At 43.6% G+C, this 18,379-nt stretch carries 20 protein-coding genes; 5 read left to right on the top strand and 15 right to left on the bottom strand.

Annotated elements, in window-relative coordinates; genetic code table 11:
* Positions 1–12: 12 nt before the first annotated feature.
* From ICN21_RS06465 to ICN21_RS06480, 4 genes are all read right to left on the bottom strand, one after another.
* Positions 13–1,455: a DUF2252 domain-containing protein gene (locus ICN21_RS06465; protein WP_216177704.1), complete on the bottom strand. Its 1,443-nt coding sequence runs from the start codon at positions 1,453–1,455 to the stop codon at positions 13–15.
* 62 nt (positions 1,456–1,517) lie between these two features.
* Entirely contained in the window at positions 1,518–1,958 is a 441-nt protein-coding gene (locus ICN21_RS06470; RefSeq protein WP_215320481.1) for a tautomerase family protein, read from the bottom strand.
* A gap of 24 nt (positions 1,959–1,982) precedes the next feature.
* Positions 1,983–2,480 (bottom strand): arsenate reductase ArsC, encoded by a 498-nt coding sequence (locus ICN21_RS06475; RefSeq protein ID WP_216177706.1) that lies wholly within the window; start codon positions 2,478–2,480, stop codon positions 1,983–1,985.
* Between the two features lie 26 nt (positions 2,481–2,506).
* On the bottom strand, positions 2,507–2,680 hold the full coding sequence (locus ICN21_RS06480; protein WP_216123597.1) for a hypothetical protein: 174 nt from the start codon (positions 2,678–2,680) through the stop codon (positions 2,507–2,509).
* Positions 2,681–3,127: 447 nt separating this feature from the next.
* On the opposite strand from ICN21_RS06480, the gene ICN21_RS06485 reads away from it, so the two are divergent.
* Complete coding sequence (locus ICN21_RS06485; protein WP_216860792.1) at positions 3,128–3,601, top strand: MgtC/SapB family protein; 474 nt, start codon at positions 3,128–3,130, stop codon at positions 3,599–3,601.
* An 84-nt stretch (positions 3,602–3,685) separates the two neighbouring features.
* Complete coding sequence (locus ICN21_RS06490) at positions 3,686–3,886, top strand: hypothetical protein (protein ID WP_215297043.1); 201 nt, start codon at positions 3,686–3,688, stop codon at positions 3,884–3,886.
* A gap of 13 nt (positions 3,887–3,899) precedes the next feature.
* Here ICN21_RS06490 and phoR read toward each other — a convergent pair whose 3' ends face one another.
* The 7 genes from phoR to pstS all read right to left on the bottom strand — a co-directional run bounded on the left by phoR (position 3,900) and on the right by pstS (position 10,523).
* Positions 3,900–5,198, bottom strand: coding sequence for a phosphate regulon sensor histidine kinase PhoR (gene phoR, locus ICN21_RS06495; protein WP_216177708.1), 1,299 nt, complete (start codon positions 5,196–5,198; stop codon positions 3,900–3,902).
* A gap of 66 nt (positions 5,199–5,264) precedes the next feature.
* Positions 5,265–5,978 (bottom strand): phosphate regulon transcriptional regulator PhoB, encoded by a 714-nt coding sequence (phoB, locus tag ICN21_RS06500; protein WP_215320476.1) that lies wholly within the window; start codon positions 5,976–5,978, stop codon positions 5,265–5,267.
* 18 nt (positions 5,979–5,996) lie between these two features.
* The gene (gene phoU, locus ICN21_RS06505) at positions 5,997–6,707 is read right to left on the bottom strand and encodes a phosphate signaling complex protein PhoU (RefSeq protein ID WP_216177710.1); all 711 of its coding nucleotides are present in this window, start codon (positions 6,705–6,707) and stop codon (positions 5,997–5,999) included.
* Positions 6,708–6,720: 13 nt separating this feature from the next.
* A complete protein-coding gene (gene pstB, locus ICN21_RS06510) occupies positions 6,721–7,557 on the bottom strand; it encodes a phosphate ABC transporter ATP-binding protein PstB (protein ID WP_216861664.1) in 837 nt (278 codons plus the stop codon).
* An 8-nt stretch (positions 7,558–7,565) separates the two neighbouring features.
* On the bottom strand, positions 7,566–8,432 hold the full coding sequence (gene pstA, locus ICN21_RS06515) for a phosphate ABC transporter permease PstA (RefSeq protein ID WP_216177712.1): 867 nt from the start codon (positions 8,430–8,432) through the stop codon (positions 7,566–7,568).
* Positions 8,429–9,418 (bottom strand): phosphate ABC transporter permease subunit PstC, encoded by a 990-nt coding sequence (pstC, locus tag ICN21_RS06520; protein ID WP_216177714.1) that lies wholly within the window; start codon positions 9,416–9,418, stop codon positions 8,429–8,431. The genes pstA and pstC overlap by 4 nt, the downstream gene beginning before the upstream one ends.
* An 82-nt stretch (positions 9,419–9,500) precedes the next feature.
* The gene (gene pstS / locus ICN21_RS06525) at positions 9,501–10,523 is read right to left on the bottom strand and encodes a phosphate ABC transporter substrate-binding protein PstS (protein ID WP_216177716.1); all 1,023 of its coding nucleotides are present in this window, start codon (positions 10,521–10,523) and stop codon (positions 9,501–9,503) included.
* Between the two features lie 340 nt (positions 10,524–10,863).
* Here pstS and ICN21_RS06530 point away from each other — a divergent pair, with 340 nt between their 5' ends.
* The 3 genes from ICN21_RS06530 to ICN21_RS06540 all read left to right on the top strand — a co-directional run bounded on the left by ICN21_RS06530 (position 10,864) and on the right by ICN21_RS06540 (position 13,148).
* Positions 10,864–11,658, top strand: coding sequence for a hypothetical protein (locus ICN21_RS06530; protein ID WP_255534243.1), 795 nt, complete (start codon positions 10,864–10,866; stop codon positions 11,656–11,658).
* A 93-nt stretch (positions 11,659–11,751) separates the two neighbouring features.
* Positions 11,752–12,171 (top strand): hypothetical protein, encoded by a 420-nt coding sequence (locus ICN21_RS06535; RefSeq protein ID WP_216177719.1) that lies wholly within the window; start codon positions 11,752–11,754, stop codon positions 12,169–12,171.
* A gap of 2 nt (positions 12,172–12,173) precedes the next feature.
* Positions 12,174–13,148: a hypothetical protein gene (locus ICN21_RS06540; protein ID WP_216177720.1), complete on the top strand. Its 975-nt coding sequence runs from the start codon at positions 12,174–12,176 to the stop codon at positions 13,146–13,148.
* Positions 13,149–13,364: 216 nt separating this feature from the next.
* Here ICN21_RS06540 and glmM read toward each other — a convergent pair whose 3' ends face one another.
* The 4 genes from glmM to ICN21_RS06560 all read right to left on the bottom strand — a co-directional run bounded on the left by glmM (position 13,365) and on the right by ICN21_RS06560 (position 18,357).
* Positions 13,365–14,708: a phosphoglucosamine mutase gene (glmM, locus tag ICN21_RS06545; protein WP_216177721.1), complete on the bottom strand. Its 1,344-nt coding sequence runs from the start codon at positions 14,706–14,708 to the stop codon at positions 13,365–13,367.
* A gap of 39 nt (positions 14,709–14,747) precedes the next feature.
* Complete coding sequence (gene folP, locus ICN21_RS06550; protein ID WP_370624069.1) at positions 14,748–15,617, bottom strand: dihydropteroate synthase; 870 nt, start codon at positions 15,615–15,617, stop codon at positions 14,748–14,750.
* Positions 15,618–15,646: 29 nt separating this feature from the next.
* Positions 15,647–17,524, bottom strand: coding sequence for an ATP-dependent zinc metalloprotease FtsH (ftsH, locus tag ICN21_RS06555; RefSeq protein WP_215297025.1), 1,878 nt, complete (start codon positions 17,522–17,524; stop codon positions 15,647–15,649).
* Between the two features lie 158 nt (positions 17,525–17,682).
* On the bottom strand, positions 17,683–18,357 hold the full coding sequence (locus ICN21_RS06560) for an RlmE family RNA methyltransferase (RefSeq protein WP_216177722.1): 675 nt from the start codon (positions 18,355–18,357) through the stop codon (positions 17,683–17,685).
* Positions 18,358–18,379 lie beyond the last annotated feature (22 nt).

Below are 18,379 nucleotides of genomic sequence, written 5' to 3' on the forward strand. Positions count from 1 at the left end.
CGGTAATATGTCTCAAAGGGCGATTTTTTTCTTTGCCGTCTGTAATTTTCCAGATTTAACCGCCTTACAGAATTGCTCATAGTCCTTCATATTTTGCTTTGAATACGACTTGGCAAAAGAATATAGCGCTTCATTGAGCACTGCTGATTGACCGCAGTATCCCGCAATCATGGCAGCATCACCCGAACGTGCATGACCTAAGGCTAAGGCCCAACCGAATAACTTTGCATAATCAGGAAAGTTTTTTAAAGTCACTCCACCAGTACCAACTCCGATACCGCCTTTCATATCGCGCAATTGACGCAAATAGAAACCCTGACTCCTATGGATATCATATTGAACGGCGCCATAATTTAAGAAGATATCGGGGGCACCCTGAAGCAATCTCTGGCCAGCTACAACACGGTGACCCATATCGCGATAGATAGATTCGCCAAGATATGGTGTTAAGACCGATTTTTGCGCTTCCTTGTATTGCAGAAATAAGGGGTCGTTTTCGCTATCACCCTCGAAATATAAGACCATGCAATTGGTTCCAACGCTACCAACACCGACTACTTTTCTGGCGAAATCTTTGAGTGAGTAACGCTGAAACAAGATTTGTCGATCTACCAATAATGTGCTGGAGTAATTCAACAAGGCTTTATCAATCATGGATTCTAAGGAGACGCCATAGGCATCTTTCTTAAAATGTTCAATTAATGGAGGTCTATTGATAATGCGTCGATTCTTGCCCACCAGTGTTGTCAAACTTTGCAGCACCTGAATATTACCCTGCCCCTTGGTCTCCTTCAGGTAGGCATCTAATTTTTTCTGATGCTCCTTACTAAAGTGCTTGCGAATATCTTTCTCACCAATAAATTCTTGCGCCAAATCCAAATAAGGCATTTTGGCGTATTGCTCAATCCGCTTTTGATACTCTGATGCAATGTGGTAAACCAACTTTTTACCCAAGGCCTTATCGCCACCCAAACTCTCTGATGCGATCAGAGCACTAGAAACTAAACGTTTGATATCCCACTCCCAGCTGCCAGGTAGCGTTTCATCAAAATCATTGATACCAAATACCAATCGATGTTCTGCTGTTCCAAATAAACCAAAGTTGGAAACATGCATATCTCCACAGAGCTGGACAATGATATTAGTTGTGGGTTGATTGGCTAAATCTTGCGCCATGATGGCAGCGCCACCACGGTAAAAAGCGAAGGGAGACTGCAGCATCCGTTCATAGCGAATCGGAATTAAAGATTGAATGCGTTGCTTGGCCTGCTCTTCCAAGATCGTGACAGGATCAATGCGGCTTTTTGGCGCTGTATATACCCCTTGCTCGGCAATGCTCACCTGCTTACGTAAGGCCTTGCCATCGGCCATTCGCTTTTTGATACTTGGGCGAGGATTTTTAAAGGACTCTACTGACCTCAGAACGGCAAATAGGGGTTTCTTCTCAGAAGACATGGGCTACCTAGGCAATGAACTTACCTGCACATCTTAATGCTTATACAAATAAGGAGGGTTGATTAAGAATTGAGGTAAATCAGCTTTTTCTGAATACTTGCCGGCAGAGTCGAGAACCAAACACTATCGTCACCTACCGCAGGCAAGATTTGGCCGTATTCAATCATTTGACCGGGGACAATTTCGTCAATATAGGCCCAAATTTGGTGCCCTGCTAATTTAGTAGTGCTTTGTATAGCAATCTCGAGCTCAACTAACAATTGTTTCTTCATTTGCTCGCTTCTACCGATGCGGATTTGACCATTTAGAAAAATATGTGGTTCATCAAGCAGAACGCCGCCAATAAAACAATCATGTTGATCTAATTGCTTAAAGATCACCTGAGCAAAATAGGCCTCTGCACCAGTCACATCTGCATGAATTTTGGTGATCGCTTTGGCAAGGGTGAATTTTTGATGGGTTGTCAGCGATAAGCCGGCGTAATAAACACTATAGGTCGCCATATTAAGATCTGTTATTAATCCGTCTTATTTGCATTGATGATGAATAGCATGCAGTTCATCTTTGATCTGCAAGTGATCCAACTTATCTATTGGAAGATCAATTAATAATTCAATCCGATTACGCAATCCCATTTCCACTTTTCTAAAGGCTCCCCACATATCATGCTCGCTACCAGTTACAGCAGCAGGATCCATAAAGCCCCAATGGGCAGTAGTAGGATGACCGGGCCAATAAGGACATTCTTCCCCAGCCGCAGAATCACAAACGGTAATGATGAAATCCATTTGAGGTGAATCCTCTTTACCAAACTCGTCCCAGGTTTTACTTCTCAGTAATTCCAGTGGATAACCCATCTCCCTAGCAAGTTTTAAAGCAATAGGATGTACATAGGCTTTTGGCTTAGAACCAGCCGAATAGCCAATAAAGCGGCCATGACTAAGGGTCATAGCTAGGGCTTCTCCAAGAATAGAGCGAGCAGAGTTGCCAGTACACAGAAAGAGAATGTTATAGGGGCGAGTCATCAGAAATGAATAGATAAATTTTGAGTTCAAATAATTTCATCGAGACGCAATGCATACTTTCCGTCTATTAGAAATTGATTTGTTTTTCGATCATTTAAGTAGGCAATTTTAGGCTTAACTTCACCGGAGTCTAGTGGAGGTTTTTCTTGGACTTCGTTGCGAAATACATCAGACAAATATTGAGTAAGATTTGTGTTCATGTCGATTTCACTTTCTAAAGAGAAGATGACACCATCCTAGTGCGTCTTTATTTCAGTTTTATTAATATCAATCAAAGAAAAAACCCAGTCGAAACTGGGTCTAAGGGAGAGTGCTACCACTTTATCTTGGTCAGAAAATATCCGACAATTGAATATAGCGTTGATACATGACATGCTGATGACTAGCTACCAATTCGGTGATTCGCATATCGATTTGCATACCCTACTCTTGCTTCATTCCAAGCGTTCCATAAACGTAAAATCAATTTTTTCATATTGCATCCTTGTGATGAAAGATTAATCTCGGCATTTCCATTGTGTGGAAATGCAGTAACAACCTCATTCAGATTATTCAATAATGAAATGACAAGGGAGAGGCGTTTTTATGACAGATTGAAGTGACTGGGATACACTGATTTGTTAATCATTCATTAAGGAATTCGAATCATGGATTGGAGCCTTTACAGCACTATCGCATTAAGACTAGCTCTAGCCTTGATAGTTGGCGCTATTCTTGGCCTTAACCGTTGGCTTCATCACAAATCTGCTGGCATTCGGACTCACTCTTTAGTTGCCATTGGCTCGGCAACAGCGGTCATGCTGATTAGTGACTTTGTCCAAGATGATGCACAGGCTGTCAGTCGCGTACTCCAAGGACTGATCACTGGTCTAGGATTTTTAGGTGCTGGAGTCATCATTCGTGAGCAACGCTCCCAAAAGGTTCATGGCCTGACTACGGCAGCCAGTCTTTGGGCATGCGCTCTGATTGGCGCGTCTTTTGGGGCTGGGCAATTTGTTTTGGGGGGATTATCCTTGGGAGCAATTTTGCTAACCCTGATCATCGGCGGCCCTCTAGAGCGACTGATGGCAGGGCTAACCGGAGTTAAAAGAGAGTCAGAAGTTTCTGACGATCCGGACTAAAAACCCATTAAAACAGTCAAAAAGGGGAATTTGTCATATTAGTTTGGTAGGATTGCCTATCCCTAACAATGACAAGTTGAAGCCATGAGTGATTATCGATATGAAGATGCAGTTAAACAACTGCAAGAAACTGGCGCAATTGGGCTAGTTGACTTAAAAAGTCTCCCACATGAGGACCTTGTCGAGTTATTTGAAGAAATCAAGGTTTGGTGTTTATACGCCAGCGGCAAAGCCGATAAATTGCCAAAAGAATCCAAGAAAAAGAAAAAGAAAAAGAAGGATTGATTTTCTAAAAGGCTTAAGCAGTTAAGCGGTTTTTTGGAAACTGCAAGGTAAAAGTACTCCCTTTTCCTGAAGTACTTTCAATGTTTAATAGAGCTTGATGCCTGTTGGCAATATGCTTAACGATGGCCAAGCCTAAGCCAGTCCCTCCAGTATCACGAGATCTGCTCCGGTCTACCCGATAAAAACGTTCTGTTAATCTTGATAAGTGTTCTGACGCTATTCCAGGGCCTGTATCTGTTACAGAAAATTCACCCTGACCTTGTGCGTTCACATCCCATCTCACCTGAATTTCCCCAGCATCTGGTGTGTACCGAATAGCATTGGATACTAAATTGCTAAATGCAGACAGTATCTCGCGCTCATCTCCCAAGATATTTTCCTTAGCAAGCACCTCAAAACTAAAACTATGTTTTCCTTGAGACAAAGCTTCCGCATCATTCCTAAGTAATGCCATGATTGTTTCGACATTCACCTTATTTGTAGTGGCAGGCAGCGAATTAGATTCTAGATTAGCAAGTGTTAATAGATCTTCAACGAGGCTTTTCATACGCTGCGCTTGAGACATCATCATGTCGAAATACTGATCACGTTGACTCTTCTCAAGATCCAATGTTTGGACTGTTTCAAGAAACCCCATTAAAACAGTAATCGGGGTTCTCATCTCATGCGAAACATTGGCTACGAAATCGCGACGCATCGCATCTGCTTTTTGCAGATCGGTGACGTTTTGTACCAGTAGCAAGTGTCGTTGATTACCAAACGGAAATGGTTGCAATATTAAGCTCAGACTACTCTGAGGCCCCATTCGCTCTAATAGCAAAGGTTCCTCAAAATCTCGTCTCATTAAATATTGAATAAACTCAGGGCGACGGATCAGAAAATTAATCCTTTGCATCGCATCGCGCCTAAAGTTCAAACCAAAGAAACTTTCAGCGATGGAGTTGCACCATTCAATCTGATCATTTTCATCTAGCATCACAATGCCGTTAGGTGAAGCCTGAAAAGCCTCGATAAAATTCTCGTGTTGCTGTTCAATATTGCGCATTCTTAGCTTTAAGTTCTTCACTAAACGCTGCAACTTATAAAGCACCTCTACCCAAAGTCCGCTTGGCAAAGGCATGGACTCAATAGAGTCATCTTGTACATATTTACCTAGTCGCGCTAAGTTGATATAGGTATAGATGAGCGGTACCGCCAAGAGCGCAATCCCAACAACAATAGCCCACTCAACACCTAGATTAAATAGGGTGATGAAGGCGGCAATGATTGCAAGACCAACAATGAAAAAAAAGCGGGTTAAGGCGGAAATCATGCTGCCATCTTAGATCATCTCCAGAAACACCACGGAAATGAGCGAAAAGGACAAAAATTGATGGATTTAAGACTCTGTAGGAGTCTTGGTAATCCGGTAACCGCTACCCCTGACCGTTTCAATATAACGATCGCAATCGACCGGGGCTAGTGCAGCCCTCAAACGCTTAATATGAACATCAACCGTACGTTCTTCAATGTAGACCTCATTGCCCCATACGTTATCAAGTAAATTGGTACGTGAATGGACTCTTTCAGGATTGCTCATAAAGAACTGAAGGAGTCTGTATTCAGTAGGTCCTAAAGAAATCGGTCTTGGATCAGTATTGGGCCAAATAGCTAAAACCCGGTGGGAACTTGGGTCGAGCCTCAAAGGACCCACGGTCAGCGGGCCAGTATCTTCAATTGGAGTTTGTCTGCGTAAAAGGGCTCTAACCCTGGCAATCAGCTCTTTAGGAGAAAAAGGCTTGGTCACATAATCATCTGCACCCGAATCTAATCCTAAGACCTTATCGGCCTCTTCGCTTTTAGCAGTGAGCATCAAAATTGGTAAACCTCTGGTGCGCTCATTTGCTCTCAGTTCTTTTGCAAACTGCACACCGGATTTTCCAGGGAGCATCCAGTCTAAGATGATAAGGCTTGGCAGTCGCTCCTTCATGAGACCTTGGGCGATATCAGTTTGCATCGCCTTCTCTACCTCAAAGCCAGCATGGGATAAGTTGATTGCAATCAACTCTGCAATCGATGGCTCATCTTCAACAACTAGTATGCGGTGAGTCATGCGAATAGTTGGGCTTATTTAGTCGCTTTTGTTCGCTTCGCGCACTAAATCTTCGTGCGGAATATGGCGTACATCAGAGCCTTTTGCGATATAAATCACAAACTCAGCAATATTCTTGGCATGATCACCAATACGCTCAATCGCCTTAGCAATCGTCAGCATATCGAGACCTGTAGAAATGGTATGGGGATCTTCAGACATATACGTAATCAACTTGCGGACGAAGCCTCTAAATTCTTCATCAATCTGGCGATCTTCAGCAACAACTTCAGCAGCAGCTGTGGTATCAAGCCTTGCAAAGGCGTCTAAGCTACAGCGCAAGAGATTAATAGCCATCTGTCCTGAAAGACGAATCTCTGCAACGTTGATGTTATGTGGTGCACTAGCCTCAATTAAACGCTTGGTTCTCTTAGCTACACGCTCTGCCTCATCACCTGCGCGCTCCAAATTCGTAATCGCTTTGGATACTGCCATTACTAAACGAAGATCACGAGCAGTAGGTTGGCGGCGAGCAATAACTTCTGTACAAGCTAAATCAATTTGAATCTCTAGGTCATTTACCAGCTTTTCATTTTCAATGACGATATTGCAGGTATCAAGATCCATTTGCGTAAAGGCACGCATAGCGGTAGCAATTTGAGATTCAACCAATCCGCCCATTTCAAGCAAACGGCTTGAAAGCGAATTGAGGTCAGCATCAAATTGGGATGAAAGGTGTTTATCTGGCATTTAATGTCTCCAATTAACCGAAGCGACCGGTAATATAGTCTTCTGTTTCTTTACGCTTAGGCTTGATAAAGATTTCATCTGTTTTACCATACTCCACCAAACTACCAAGGTACATATAAGCTGTGTAATCCGAAACACGGGCAGCTTGTTGCATGTTGTGAGTAACGATTGCAATCGTGTACTCATGCTTAAGCTCATTAATCAACTCTTCAATTTTACCTGTAGAAATTGGATCTAAAGCAGAAGTAGGTTCATCAAGCAAGATGACGGAGGGCTTCACGGCAACCCCACGGGCGATACACAAACGCTGTTGCTGACCACCAGATAAAGATAAACCACTTTGATTCAATTTATCTTTTGCTTCAGTCCATAATGCAGCCTTATTGAGCGCCCACTCTACCCGCTCATCCATTTCAGAGCGTGAGAGTTTTTCATATAAGCGAACACCAAAGGCAATGTTTTCATAAATAGACATTGGAAATGGAGTCGGTTTTTGGAAAACCATGCCAATACGTGAACGCAATAAATTCAAATCTTGGCCTGGCTCAAGAATGTTTTGACCATAGAAGTTGATTTGACCTTCAGCACGTTGGCCTGGATAGAGGTCATACATACGATTTAGTGTGCGCAACAGAGTAGATTTACCGCAACCTGATGGGCCAATAAAGGCAGTAACTTTACCTTGCTCAATATCAAGATTGATATTCTTCAGACCTTGGAAAGAGCCATAATAAAAGTTAAGATCTCTCACTTCAAGCGCATTAATCGCAGCTTGGCCTGATTGTTGATTTGTTGTTTCCACACTACCCCCTTGACTATCAATCTTATTTAAGTCAAACATTGATTTCATATTACTCATCATCCTTGGACCTTCTCACGGAATACAACGCGTGCCAAAATATTTAAGCCGAGAACGGCAAACGTGATCAGCAAGGCACCACCCCAGGCAAGCTCAACCCAGTTGTCATAAGGACTCATGGCAAATTGGAAAATTACCACTGGCAAATTGGCCATAGGTGCATTCATATTAGTTGAGAAAAATTGATTATTCAGTGCTGTGAAGAGCAATGGGGCTGTTTCACCACTTACACGTGCTAAGGCCAGCAAGATACCAGTCATGACACCACTTTGCGCAGCTCGTAAGGTAATCATAAAGGCTACCTTCCACTTCGGAGTACCTAAAGCATAGGCAGCTTCGCGCAAACTTCCTGGAACTAAGCGCAGCATATTTTCTGTTGTTCTCACAACAACCGGAATTGCGATAAGAGCCAATGCAATCGTACCAGCCCAACCAGAGAAGTGACGAACTTGTGCCACTACCAATGCATACACGAATAGACCAATCACAATTGAGGGGGCAGACAACATGATGTCAGTAACGAAACGAGTAGTTGAGGCAACCTTACTTCTATCGCCATACTCTGATAGATATAAACCAGCCAACACGCCAACAGGAGTGCTGATTAAGGTACAGCTAGCCACAATCATGAGACTGCCAATAATCGCATTAGCCAAACCACCGCCCTCCGATCCCGGTGCAGGTGTACTGTGCGTAAAGACATCTAAATTAATTGATGAAAAACCTTTGATAAATAAAACGCTCAAAATCCAGAGCAGAAAAACCATACCCAGGACCATCGCCATCATAGAGAGGACTAAGCCAATTTTGTTTGCACGCTTACGCTTGGCAAAAATTGCAGGATTAATATTTGAGAGGCCGTTCATGTTTTGAGTCCTTGCTTTTTCTCCATATTCATCAACATCCACTTAGCAACAGCTAAAACAATGAATGTGATAACAAATAGCGCAAGACCCAGGGCGAATAAGGAGGAATAATGCGCTCCAAGCTCAGCTTCGCCAAACTCGTTTGCTAAGGTCGATGCAATTGAGTTTCCAGGAGCAAATAATGAGGGGGATAAGCGGTGGGCGTTACCAATCACAAAGGTAACAGCCATGGTTTCACCAAGTGCCCTACCCAACCCAAGCATCACGCCGCCAATCACACCAGCTTTTGTATAGGGAAGCACAACATTCTTAACAACTTCCCAAGTCGTACATCCAATACCATAAGCAGATTCTTTGAGAACAGGCGGAACGATTTCAAATACATCGCGCATTACTGAGGCGATGAACGGCAGAATCATCATCGCAAGGATCAAACCTGCGCAGAGAATACCGATACCGTTAAATGCGCCTGAGAACAAGATTCCTAAACCAGGAACTTGCCCCAATGTCGCCGCTAATGCGGGCTGAATATATTCACCAAATAGTGGTGCGAATATGAACAGACCAAACATACCGTAAATAATCGATGGCACAGCGGCAAGTAATTCAACTGCAGTACCTAAGGGCCTTTTTAGTGGGCCCGGGCATAGCTCAGTTAGAAATACTGCAATACCAAAACTTAAAGGAACCGCAATGAGTAAAGCAATCAGAGAGGTAACAATCGTTCCGTAGATAGCAATTAAGCCGCCAAATTCACCATTAATAATGTCCCACTCTTTGGTGAAGAAGAATCCAATTCCAAATTTATCAAGAGCTGGCAAGGCATTAATCACCAAAGAAATGATGATGCCTAAAAGTGCAATGAGCACTGATAGTGCAAAAAATTGAGTGATTCCATGAAACAAGAAATCTTGTATACGTTGCAACTTAGCAATTCGCAGCGCCTGCGGCGTTGGTGCTGAGTGCGACTGGTTTGTATCAATCATTTTAAGCTTCAATAAATATTGAAACAGCTCCACCTGCGTGGAGCTGTTCATGTGTTGACGTTAAATTATCAATCTAACAAAATTACTTAGTAGCAATACTTGTCCATACGTTTTTACGGATAAAGTCTGCAGTGGCATCAGGCATTGGAACGTAATCTAATTCAGTAGTCATCTGCTTGCCTTCTTTGAAAGCGAAGTCAAAAAACTTTAATACTTCAGCTGAATTTGCTTTCTTCTCAGGATTCTTATACATCAAGATGAAAGAGGCGCCGGTGATTGGCCATGATTTAGCACCGGGAGCGTTAGTGATGTAAGTGCCCATACCTGGAATTTTAGACCAATCAGTACCTGCGGCAGCAGCTGCAAATGTGAGGTCATCAGGCATGACATAGTTACCATCTTTGTTCTTCATGGAAATAGTTGTCATCTTATTTTTCTTGGCGTATGCATACTCAACGTAGCCAACGGAGTTCTTAACACGAGACACGTTTGCAGCAACACCTTCATTGCCTTTACCGCCAACTGAAGAAGCGGCCGGCCATTTCACTGCGGCGCCAGCACCAACAGCATCTTTCCACAAGGTGCTTACTTTTGCTAAATAGTCAGTAAAAATAGCGGTCGTACCAGATCCGTCTGCGCGATGAATGACAGTAATTGGGCCGGAAGGGATCTTCACGCCTGGGTTCATGATTGCAATACGCTTATCACCCCAGTCAGAGATAATGCCCTGGAAAATATCTGCTAAGGTTGGGCCGTCTAATTTGAGCTCACCCGGCTTAACACCATCAACGTTCATGACCGGAACAACGCCGCCAATAATTGCTGGAAACTGTACTAAGCCATCTTTTTCTAAATCTTCAAACTTAACGGGAGCATCAGAGGCGCCGAAGTCAACCGTTTTGGCTTTAATTTGCTTGATACCGCCAGAAGAGCCAATAGACTGGTAATTCAAATTAGAGCCGGTTTTTGCTTTGTAAGCTTCAGCCCACTTTGCATACATTGGATATGGGAATGTTGCGCCTGCACCTGTCATATCTGCAGCAAATGCAACTGGGGCCAATGAAATAGCGCTAACAACTAGTGCTTTTTTCAAGAAAGATTTCATGTGATTAGTCCTGATATTGAAATAACGCAACATTGCGATGGATTGACGATACGTTTTCACTATGACGATTTAGTGACAAGCCAACTTTTACAGATAATATCTATATTAATCAATATCTTGCAGAATATTGATTAAACTCATTACTCGGTCAGAAAATGATCATGAATGACTTGAAGCACCTTGTTTTATGCATGTTTTTCAAGCAAAGAGAGGCAAAAGAACTCCCTAAGCATCAGACATCTAAATGACATGGAATTGGACTATAAAAAAACTTAAATTCATTAGTACGTCCTGCAAGATTCTCATGAAACGCCTTTGCTTTGCTCTTCTGCTTCTCCCAATGCTGTCCCATGGATTTGAACCATTGAATACGGATGATGCAGGTACGGTAAAAGCTGGTGGCAATCAAATAGAGCAGTATTTTTTCTCGATTAATCGTAATGGCGGCAATCAACAAGCAGACGTGACCACGCCTGGTGAGGAATATACGGGCAGAACAGATGCAAAAGCCTTTCCTTTTACCTATACACGTGGCTTAAGCGATCAATTTGAGGCCTCAGTTTCTACCACCTACTACAACCAACCTAGTGGATATTACGCAAAGTTTGCCAACTATGTCCTTGCAAGTAAATGGCGGTTTTATGAGGACGAGCAACTAGGTTATGCCTTTGCCGTTAAGCCCACAGTCGTATTGCCGGCCGGCAAACAGCAACAAGTGGCTGGACTAGGTTTAGCAGCATTCAATTATGGAATTAACTTTATCGCCTCAAAATACTGGCATGACATAGAAGTTCATATGAATGCGATGTATATGCGATCGCCCTACAACATCAATTACAGCGTAGGGTTTGCTACCGATAATAATCGCACGAACATATTTCTAGTTTCAGTAGCGCCTGTTTGGTCCATGAGCAAAGATTTGAAAATTGCACTGGATCTTGGAGTAACAACAAACCCACCGACAGTTGAACAATATGTCAGCCATTACGCCCTGATCGCAGGAATTTACTCACTTACTGAGAGCCTGGATTTAGGACTTTCTTATATGCGTACCGGCATGAATTACAGTCAAACTTTTGCATCGCAACAAGCTAGTGCCACGCGCAGCGAAGTCGGAATCACTTGGAGATTCTGAGTAAGCTCGACATCTATTTTTAACAGCTACAAAATTGTCACAATCGCATAGCAAAATCACCCTAACCATTAATGCATTGAATTGGAGTCTGCCATGTACTATCAAATCATTCCCCTAGAGATGGGCTCCTTAGTAGAACGCAATATCTTCCAGCAAGAAAATAAAGAGATTAAGTGTGGAACAGTTTGGAAATTAGGCTCCGTTTTAACCAGCATCAAGCCATCCTTCATCAAGGCTTACGATCCTAATATTGGGATTTGCGTCGATGATATTCCTGGTGGCACAATCAGCAAGACTTATGGTGGAGAGAAAGTGATTTACTTTTCCGATACTGTCGGGGAAGATGAGCAAGATGAGCTCACGGATATCTTTTACCAAAGTAACCGCAAATATTCCAAGAATTATGCGGATGTCTTTCACGATCTCGGCTGGAAACACTGTAGCTTAGAGTCCTATATATTTGGCGAACTGGAAATTAAGGAGTTAACTGATGCACCTATCTCTCACAAATAAATATGCAATTATTTAAAGCGTTTTTAGTTGGGCTGTTCATCGCCTGCTCGGGGATTATCTCTGCCCAATCATTTGAACCTTTTCAATTTGTCGCTTTAGGTGACATGCCCTACTCTCTTCCGGAAGATGATGTTCGCTATGAGAGATTGATTTCTGAGATAAATAAAACCAAACCGAGCTTTAGCATCTTTATCGGTGATACAAAATCGGGCTCTACTCCATGTAGCGATGAATACAATCAGAAAGTTAAGGCCTATTTCAATCAATTTACCTCCCCTCTTATTTACAGCCTTGGTGATAATGAATGGACTGATTGTCATAGACCGCTCGCTGGTTCTTATGATCCCATTGAGCGACTAGATAAGCTCAGAAACATCTTCTTCAATACCTCTAAAAGTCTGGGCAAACAAACGCTTGATCTCACCAGACAAGCCGATGTAGATCCTAAAAATAAAAAGTTCGTTGAGAATGCTTACTGGGTTAAAAATCATTTTCTCTTTGTCAATCTCCATATCCCTGGATCCAATAATAATTTTGAGCGAGATGAACGATCCAAAGCGGAATACTATGAACGAAACCAAGCTAATCTAGATTGGATACAAAGTGCTTTTGCACTTGCCTCGATGAAGGGCTATTTAGGCATTGTCTTTGGCTATCAGGCCGATATGTTTTATACCCCTACGCAAGCAACTCATGCGGAAAGCGGCTATCGAGATACCTTGCACACACTCAGCAAACATACGCAGGAGTTTAAGAAGCCCGTTCTCTTAATCCATGGCGATAGCCATCGACTTATCATAGACCAGCCATTAAAAACCATAGACCAAAAACACGTAGTCGAAAATGTTCTGCGCCTAGAGGTAATGGGTGCCGAACAAGTCCAAGCAGTTAAAGTCCAAGTCAATCCTAAGTCTGAGCAACCATTTAGTTTCACGCCAATTCTGTTAAGGCAAAATATGAGTCTTCCCAGGCCCTAAGACCTAAGACCTAAGTCATATTTTTTGATATCTTGCATCAGATTTGTATCACTACGTGAAATGTCATGCAATCCACACACACGTGTCATATTTCGTTTGTAGAGTGGAGATCTACTTATGGGAGATGTGGTGCAATTCTCTCGTTACTGGTTACGATAAGTTTGCACTAACAGCCCATAGGTAACCAAATTCAGAATTAGCGATGATGATGTATGACTAAATTGTAGGCACTAGATCTGCAATACTCTTTGCAGCAGTCATGGCAACATCAGCATCTTTGGTTTCGACCATGACCCTCAAGAGAGGCTCAGTGCCAGATGCCCGAATCAATACCCTGCCAGTATCTTTGAGATCATTTTCTACTTTAGCAATCTGCTGCTGTAGAGATTCATCCGACTTCCAGTTGTACCCTGGTTTGAATTTCACATTCAAGAGTACTTGAGGGAAAATCTTCACTGTTTCCAGCAGTTGGGCAAGACTCTTCTTGTTCTGACTCATGGCCGCTAAGACTTGTAATGCTGCAATCGTGCCATCACCTGTGGAGTGTTGATCTAAACAAAGTAAGTGTCCAGATCCCTCACCACCAATGATCCAGCCTCTTTGCTTGAGTAATTCCAAAACATAACGATCGCCAACATTGGCACGCTCAAAGTGAATGCCAAGTCCTTTAATAGCATTCTCAACGGCTAAATTCGTCATGAGGGTGCCTACTGCCCCGCCCAGCTTTTGGCCTCGATCTAGGCGATCTTTTGCCAAGACATAGAGCAACTCATCGCCATTGAAGAGGCGACCTGTAGCGTCTACCATTTGCAGGCGGTCTGCGTCACCATCAAGGGCGATACCGATATCAGCATTCACTTCTTTAACTTTAGCAATCAAGGCTGCTGGTGCTGTAGCTCCACATCCATCATTAATATTGCGTCCATCTGGGTTAACGCCAATAGAGATGACTTCGGCACCAAGCTCATGAAATACATGAGGTGCGGTGTGATACGCAGCGCCATTGGCGCAGTCCACTACCAGCTTCAAACCTTTAAGATTTAATTCACCTGGAAAAGTAGATTTACAAAACTCAATATAGCGCCCTGCTGCATCATCCAAGCGATAGGCTTTTCCTAATTCTTTGGAGTTTACGCACCCCATGGTTTTTTCTAGCTCAGCCTCAATTAATAGTTCAAACTCATCCGATAACTTATCGCCATTAGCGGAAAAGAATTTAATCCCATTATCTTGATAGGGGTTGTGTGATGCAGAAATCACAATGCCTGCAGAAAGACGCAAAGCTTTCGTGAGATAGGCAACGCCCGGAGTTGGAATGGGGCCGCATAACAGAACGTCAACACCTGCAGCAGCAAAGCCAGCCTCTAGGGCCGCTTCAAGCAAGTAACCCGATACGCGGGTATCTTTGCCGATCAGCACTTTGCAACGCTCACCTGCTTTGACATCCTGATTCAATACCATGCCAGCGGCATAGCCTAGGCGGGTCATGAATTCTGGAACTATCGGAAAGCTACCTACTTCACCGCGAATACCATCAGTGCCAAAGTATTGTTTTTTCATAAATATCATTATAAAACTCAGAACTTTAGATTTTTAGATCTAAATCTGGGTGTTTATGGCCTCCCAAAGCTTTAAGGCGTCAACCGATTCGGCAACATCATGCACACGAATAATATTGGCGCCTCGATCAGCAGCCATGATCGCTGCTGCAATACTAGGGGCAACCCGATCGTTTGCATCTTTACCAGTAATTTTGCCAATCATTGATTTGCGGGATATCCCCGCAAGGACGGGATAGCCCAGTGTTGAGAATGCTTGAAATTGAGAAAGCATATGTAGATTATGTTCAAAACTTTTACCAAAGCCAAAGCCTGGGTCTATAGCTATTCTGTTTCGCTCGACACCATTTGCTTGCAATAATTCAGCCCGCTCTTGAAGAAATTGCTTCACCTCTGCAATCACATCTTGATATTCCGGATTAAATTGCATTGTGAGAGGGTCGCGTTGCATATGCATTAAGACGATGCCGCAATTAGCATGCTCTAGCACGGCATCTATTGCACCTTCTTGCCTCAATGCCCAAATATCATTAACGCAATCTACGCCAGCCCTTAACGCTTGACGCATCGTCTCGGCTTTGTAGGTATCAATTGATAGCGGCACGCCGCAATCCTTTAAACCCTCGATAACAGGCAATACGCGATCTAATTCCTCTTGAAGAGAAACAGGTTCAGCACCCGGTCTAGTCGACTCACCACCAATATCAATCAGATCAACGCCATTCGTGATCATTAGCTCTGCTTGGGCCAATGCATCTTTTACCGTTCTAAATTTCCCACCATCAGAAAACGAATCCGGTGTGGTATTCAGAATCCCCATAACGAGGGGACGCTTGCGTTGATGAAAGTTAAAAAGAAAACGCCCACAACGCCATGTTATGGGCATTAATTGCATGCCTTGTTTGTCCATAAAGACAGCCTGTTAAGTAAGACTGATATTTATGCTGTTGCTGGGGCGCTACCCGTTGCTGGACCTGGTGTACCAGCAGAGTTACCGAACTGGGTTGCAGGTGGTGGCTTAGGCGTCCGTGGTGGACGACCTTCCATGATGTCGTTGATTTGTTCAGCATCAATGGTTTCCCATTCAAGCAATGCGGCTACCATCGCTTCAACTTTATCGCGGTTTTGCTCGAGGATTGATCTTGCTAAAGCATATTGGCTATCAATCAGCATCCGAATTTCTGCATCCACTTTTTGCTGTGTCAACTCAGAAACCGTTTTAGTACTGTTGCGACCAAAAATACTTTCTGATTCAGTATCGACATACACCATCGTACCGAGGCTATCACTCATGCCGTAACGAGTAACCATATCGCGAGCCATTTTGGTGGCACGCTCAAAGTCATTAGAAGCACCAGTACTCATGGAATGCAAAAATATTTCTTCAGCAGCACGACCGCCGAACAAAATTGCCAACTCTTCCAACATGCGATCTTTATAAAGATTTACACGATCAAATTCAGGTAACTGCCAGGTCACGCCTAATGCCATACCACGCGGCATGATGGTCACTTTGTGCACAGGGTCAGCCTTAGGCAGCACTTTAGCAACTACCGCATGACCAGACTCGTGATACGCCGTATTGCGACGCTCTTCTTCGCGCATCACAGCAGACTTACGCTCAGGACCCATATAGATCTTGTCTTTAGCGTCTTCAAAATCTTTCATATCGACTGAACGCTTATTACGGCGTGCAGCAAACAAAGCAGCTTCATTTACTAGATTCGCTAAGTCAGCACCTGAGAAACCGGGAGTGCCACGAGCCAATACTGCAGCATTCACATCTGGGTCAATCGGAACCTTACGCATATGTACTTGCAAGATTTGTTCACGGCCACGAATATCTGGCAAGCCAACATGCACTTGACGATCAAAACGTCCCGGACGCAATAAGGCTTTATCCAACACGTCTGAACGGTTAGTTGCGGCAACCACAATCACGCCGCTATTGCTTTCGAAGCCATCCATCTCAACCAGCATTTGATTCAAGGTTTGTTCGCGCTCGTCATTACCACCGCCCATACCAGCACCACGATGACGACCTACTGCATCGATCTCGTCAATAAAGATGATGCATGGAGAATTCTTCTTGGCGTTTTCAAACATATCACGCACGCGAGATGCACCAACGCCCACAAACATTTCTACGAAATCAGATCCTGAAATCGAGAAAAAAGGAACTTTCGCTTCACCCGCAATCGCTCGCGCTAATAAGGTCTTACCAGTACCAGGAGGGCCAACAAGCAAGACGCCATGGGGAATACGTCCACCAAGCTTTTGGAACTTCTGCGGATCTTTTAAGAAGTCGACCAACTCAAATACTTCTTCTTTTGCTTCATCGCAACCCGCTACATCGGCGAAGGTAACGGTGTTGCTGTTCTCATCAATAAGACGAGCCTTCGACTTACCGAAGGAGAATGCACCACCTTTACCGCCACCTTGCATTTGGCGCATCATGAAAAACCAGAAACCAATAATTAATAAAGTAGGTCCAAGATAGTACAAAGCAGAAACCAGCATATTCGGTTCATCTTCTGCTTTACCAGTCACTTGTACGCCATACTTCATTAAGTCACCCACCATCCAAATATCACCTGGAGAGATGATGGAATATTTATTACCATCCGCAGGAGTTACCTGCAATGTGCGACCTTGTACATCAACGCGCTTCACCTTGCCGGATTTGGCGTCATCCATAAATTGGGAATAGGTAACCTGATTCTGGTCCTTAGGCTTATCAAACTGTTTAAAAACAGTAAAAAGCACCAAGCCCACAATGAGCCACACACCGATTTTTTGGAACATATTGCTGTTCAAAATTGAGTCCTTTTCTGGAGTGAACCAGGAGTTAAAGCGAATCGCTACATAAGTATTTGATTCTACTACCAGCATTTTTTAAGAGCTAATGGGATGTTTATTTGATAAACCCATGCATTTCAGGGGGTTATTGGACTATTCTAGGACGAATTGCTCCCTTATTTAGGAGATTTTAGGTTTCTTCCCAAGAGAAAGATTTCTGAAGACTTGGCTCTAGAGGCCTTGGGCTTTCTAGAGGCGACGGTTTTGAAGACCTTTTTGAACAATTCCACGATCTGGCTATAGCCGCTGCCATTGAAGCATTTAATCAGTAGGGCACCCTCAGGCTTAAGGTGATCAACTGCAAAGTCGAGCGCAATCTCTGCCAAAAAGGCCATGCGGGCAGCATCAGCTACGCCGACCCCCGAAAGATTAGGGGCCATATCCGAGAGAACAAGATCAACCTTGCCTTCTGCATTTTTTGGCAATAAAGCTTCTAGCGCTGCAAGACCCTCTTCCTCACGAAAATCGCCCTGGATAAAGCTCACATCAGCAATATCTTCCATTGGCAAGATATCAATCGCAATAATTTGGCCATCCGGCTTGCCTGACTCAATCTTGGGATTGCCTTTGCCCAATTCAGTCAAACGGTTACGGGCATATTGAGACCAGCTGCCAGGGGCGCTACCCAAGTCAACAATCGTCATCCCTGCCTTAATCAGGTGATCTTGCTCATCGATTTCACTGAGCTTATAAACCGCTCTTGCGCGATAGCCCTCTTTTTGAGCCATCTTCACATAAGGATCAGTCAGATGATCCTGCAACCAACTTTTATTAAATTTATTCTTCGCCACAACTTACCCACTTTCGCCCTAC

It is taken from the genome of Polynucleobacter sp. AP-Feld-500C-C5, assembly GCF_018882265.1.
GTDB lineage: Bacteria > Pseudomonadota > Gammaproteobacteria > Burkholderiales > Burkholderiaceae > Polynucleobacter.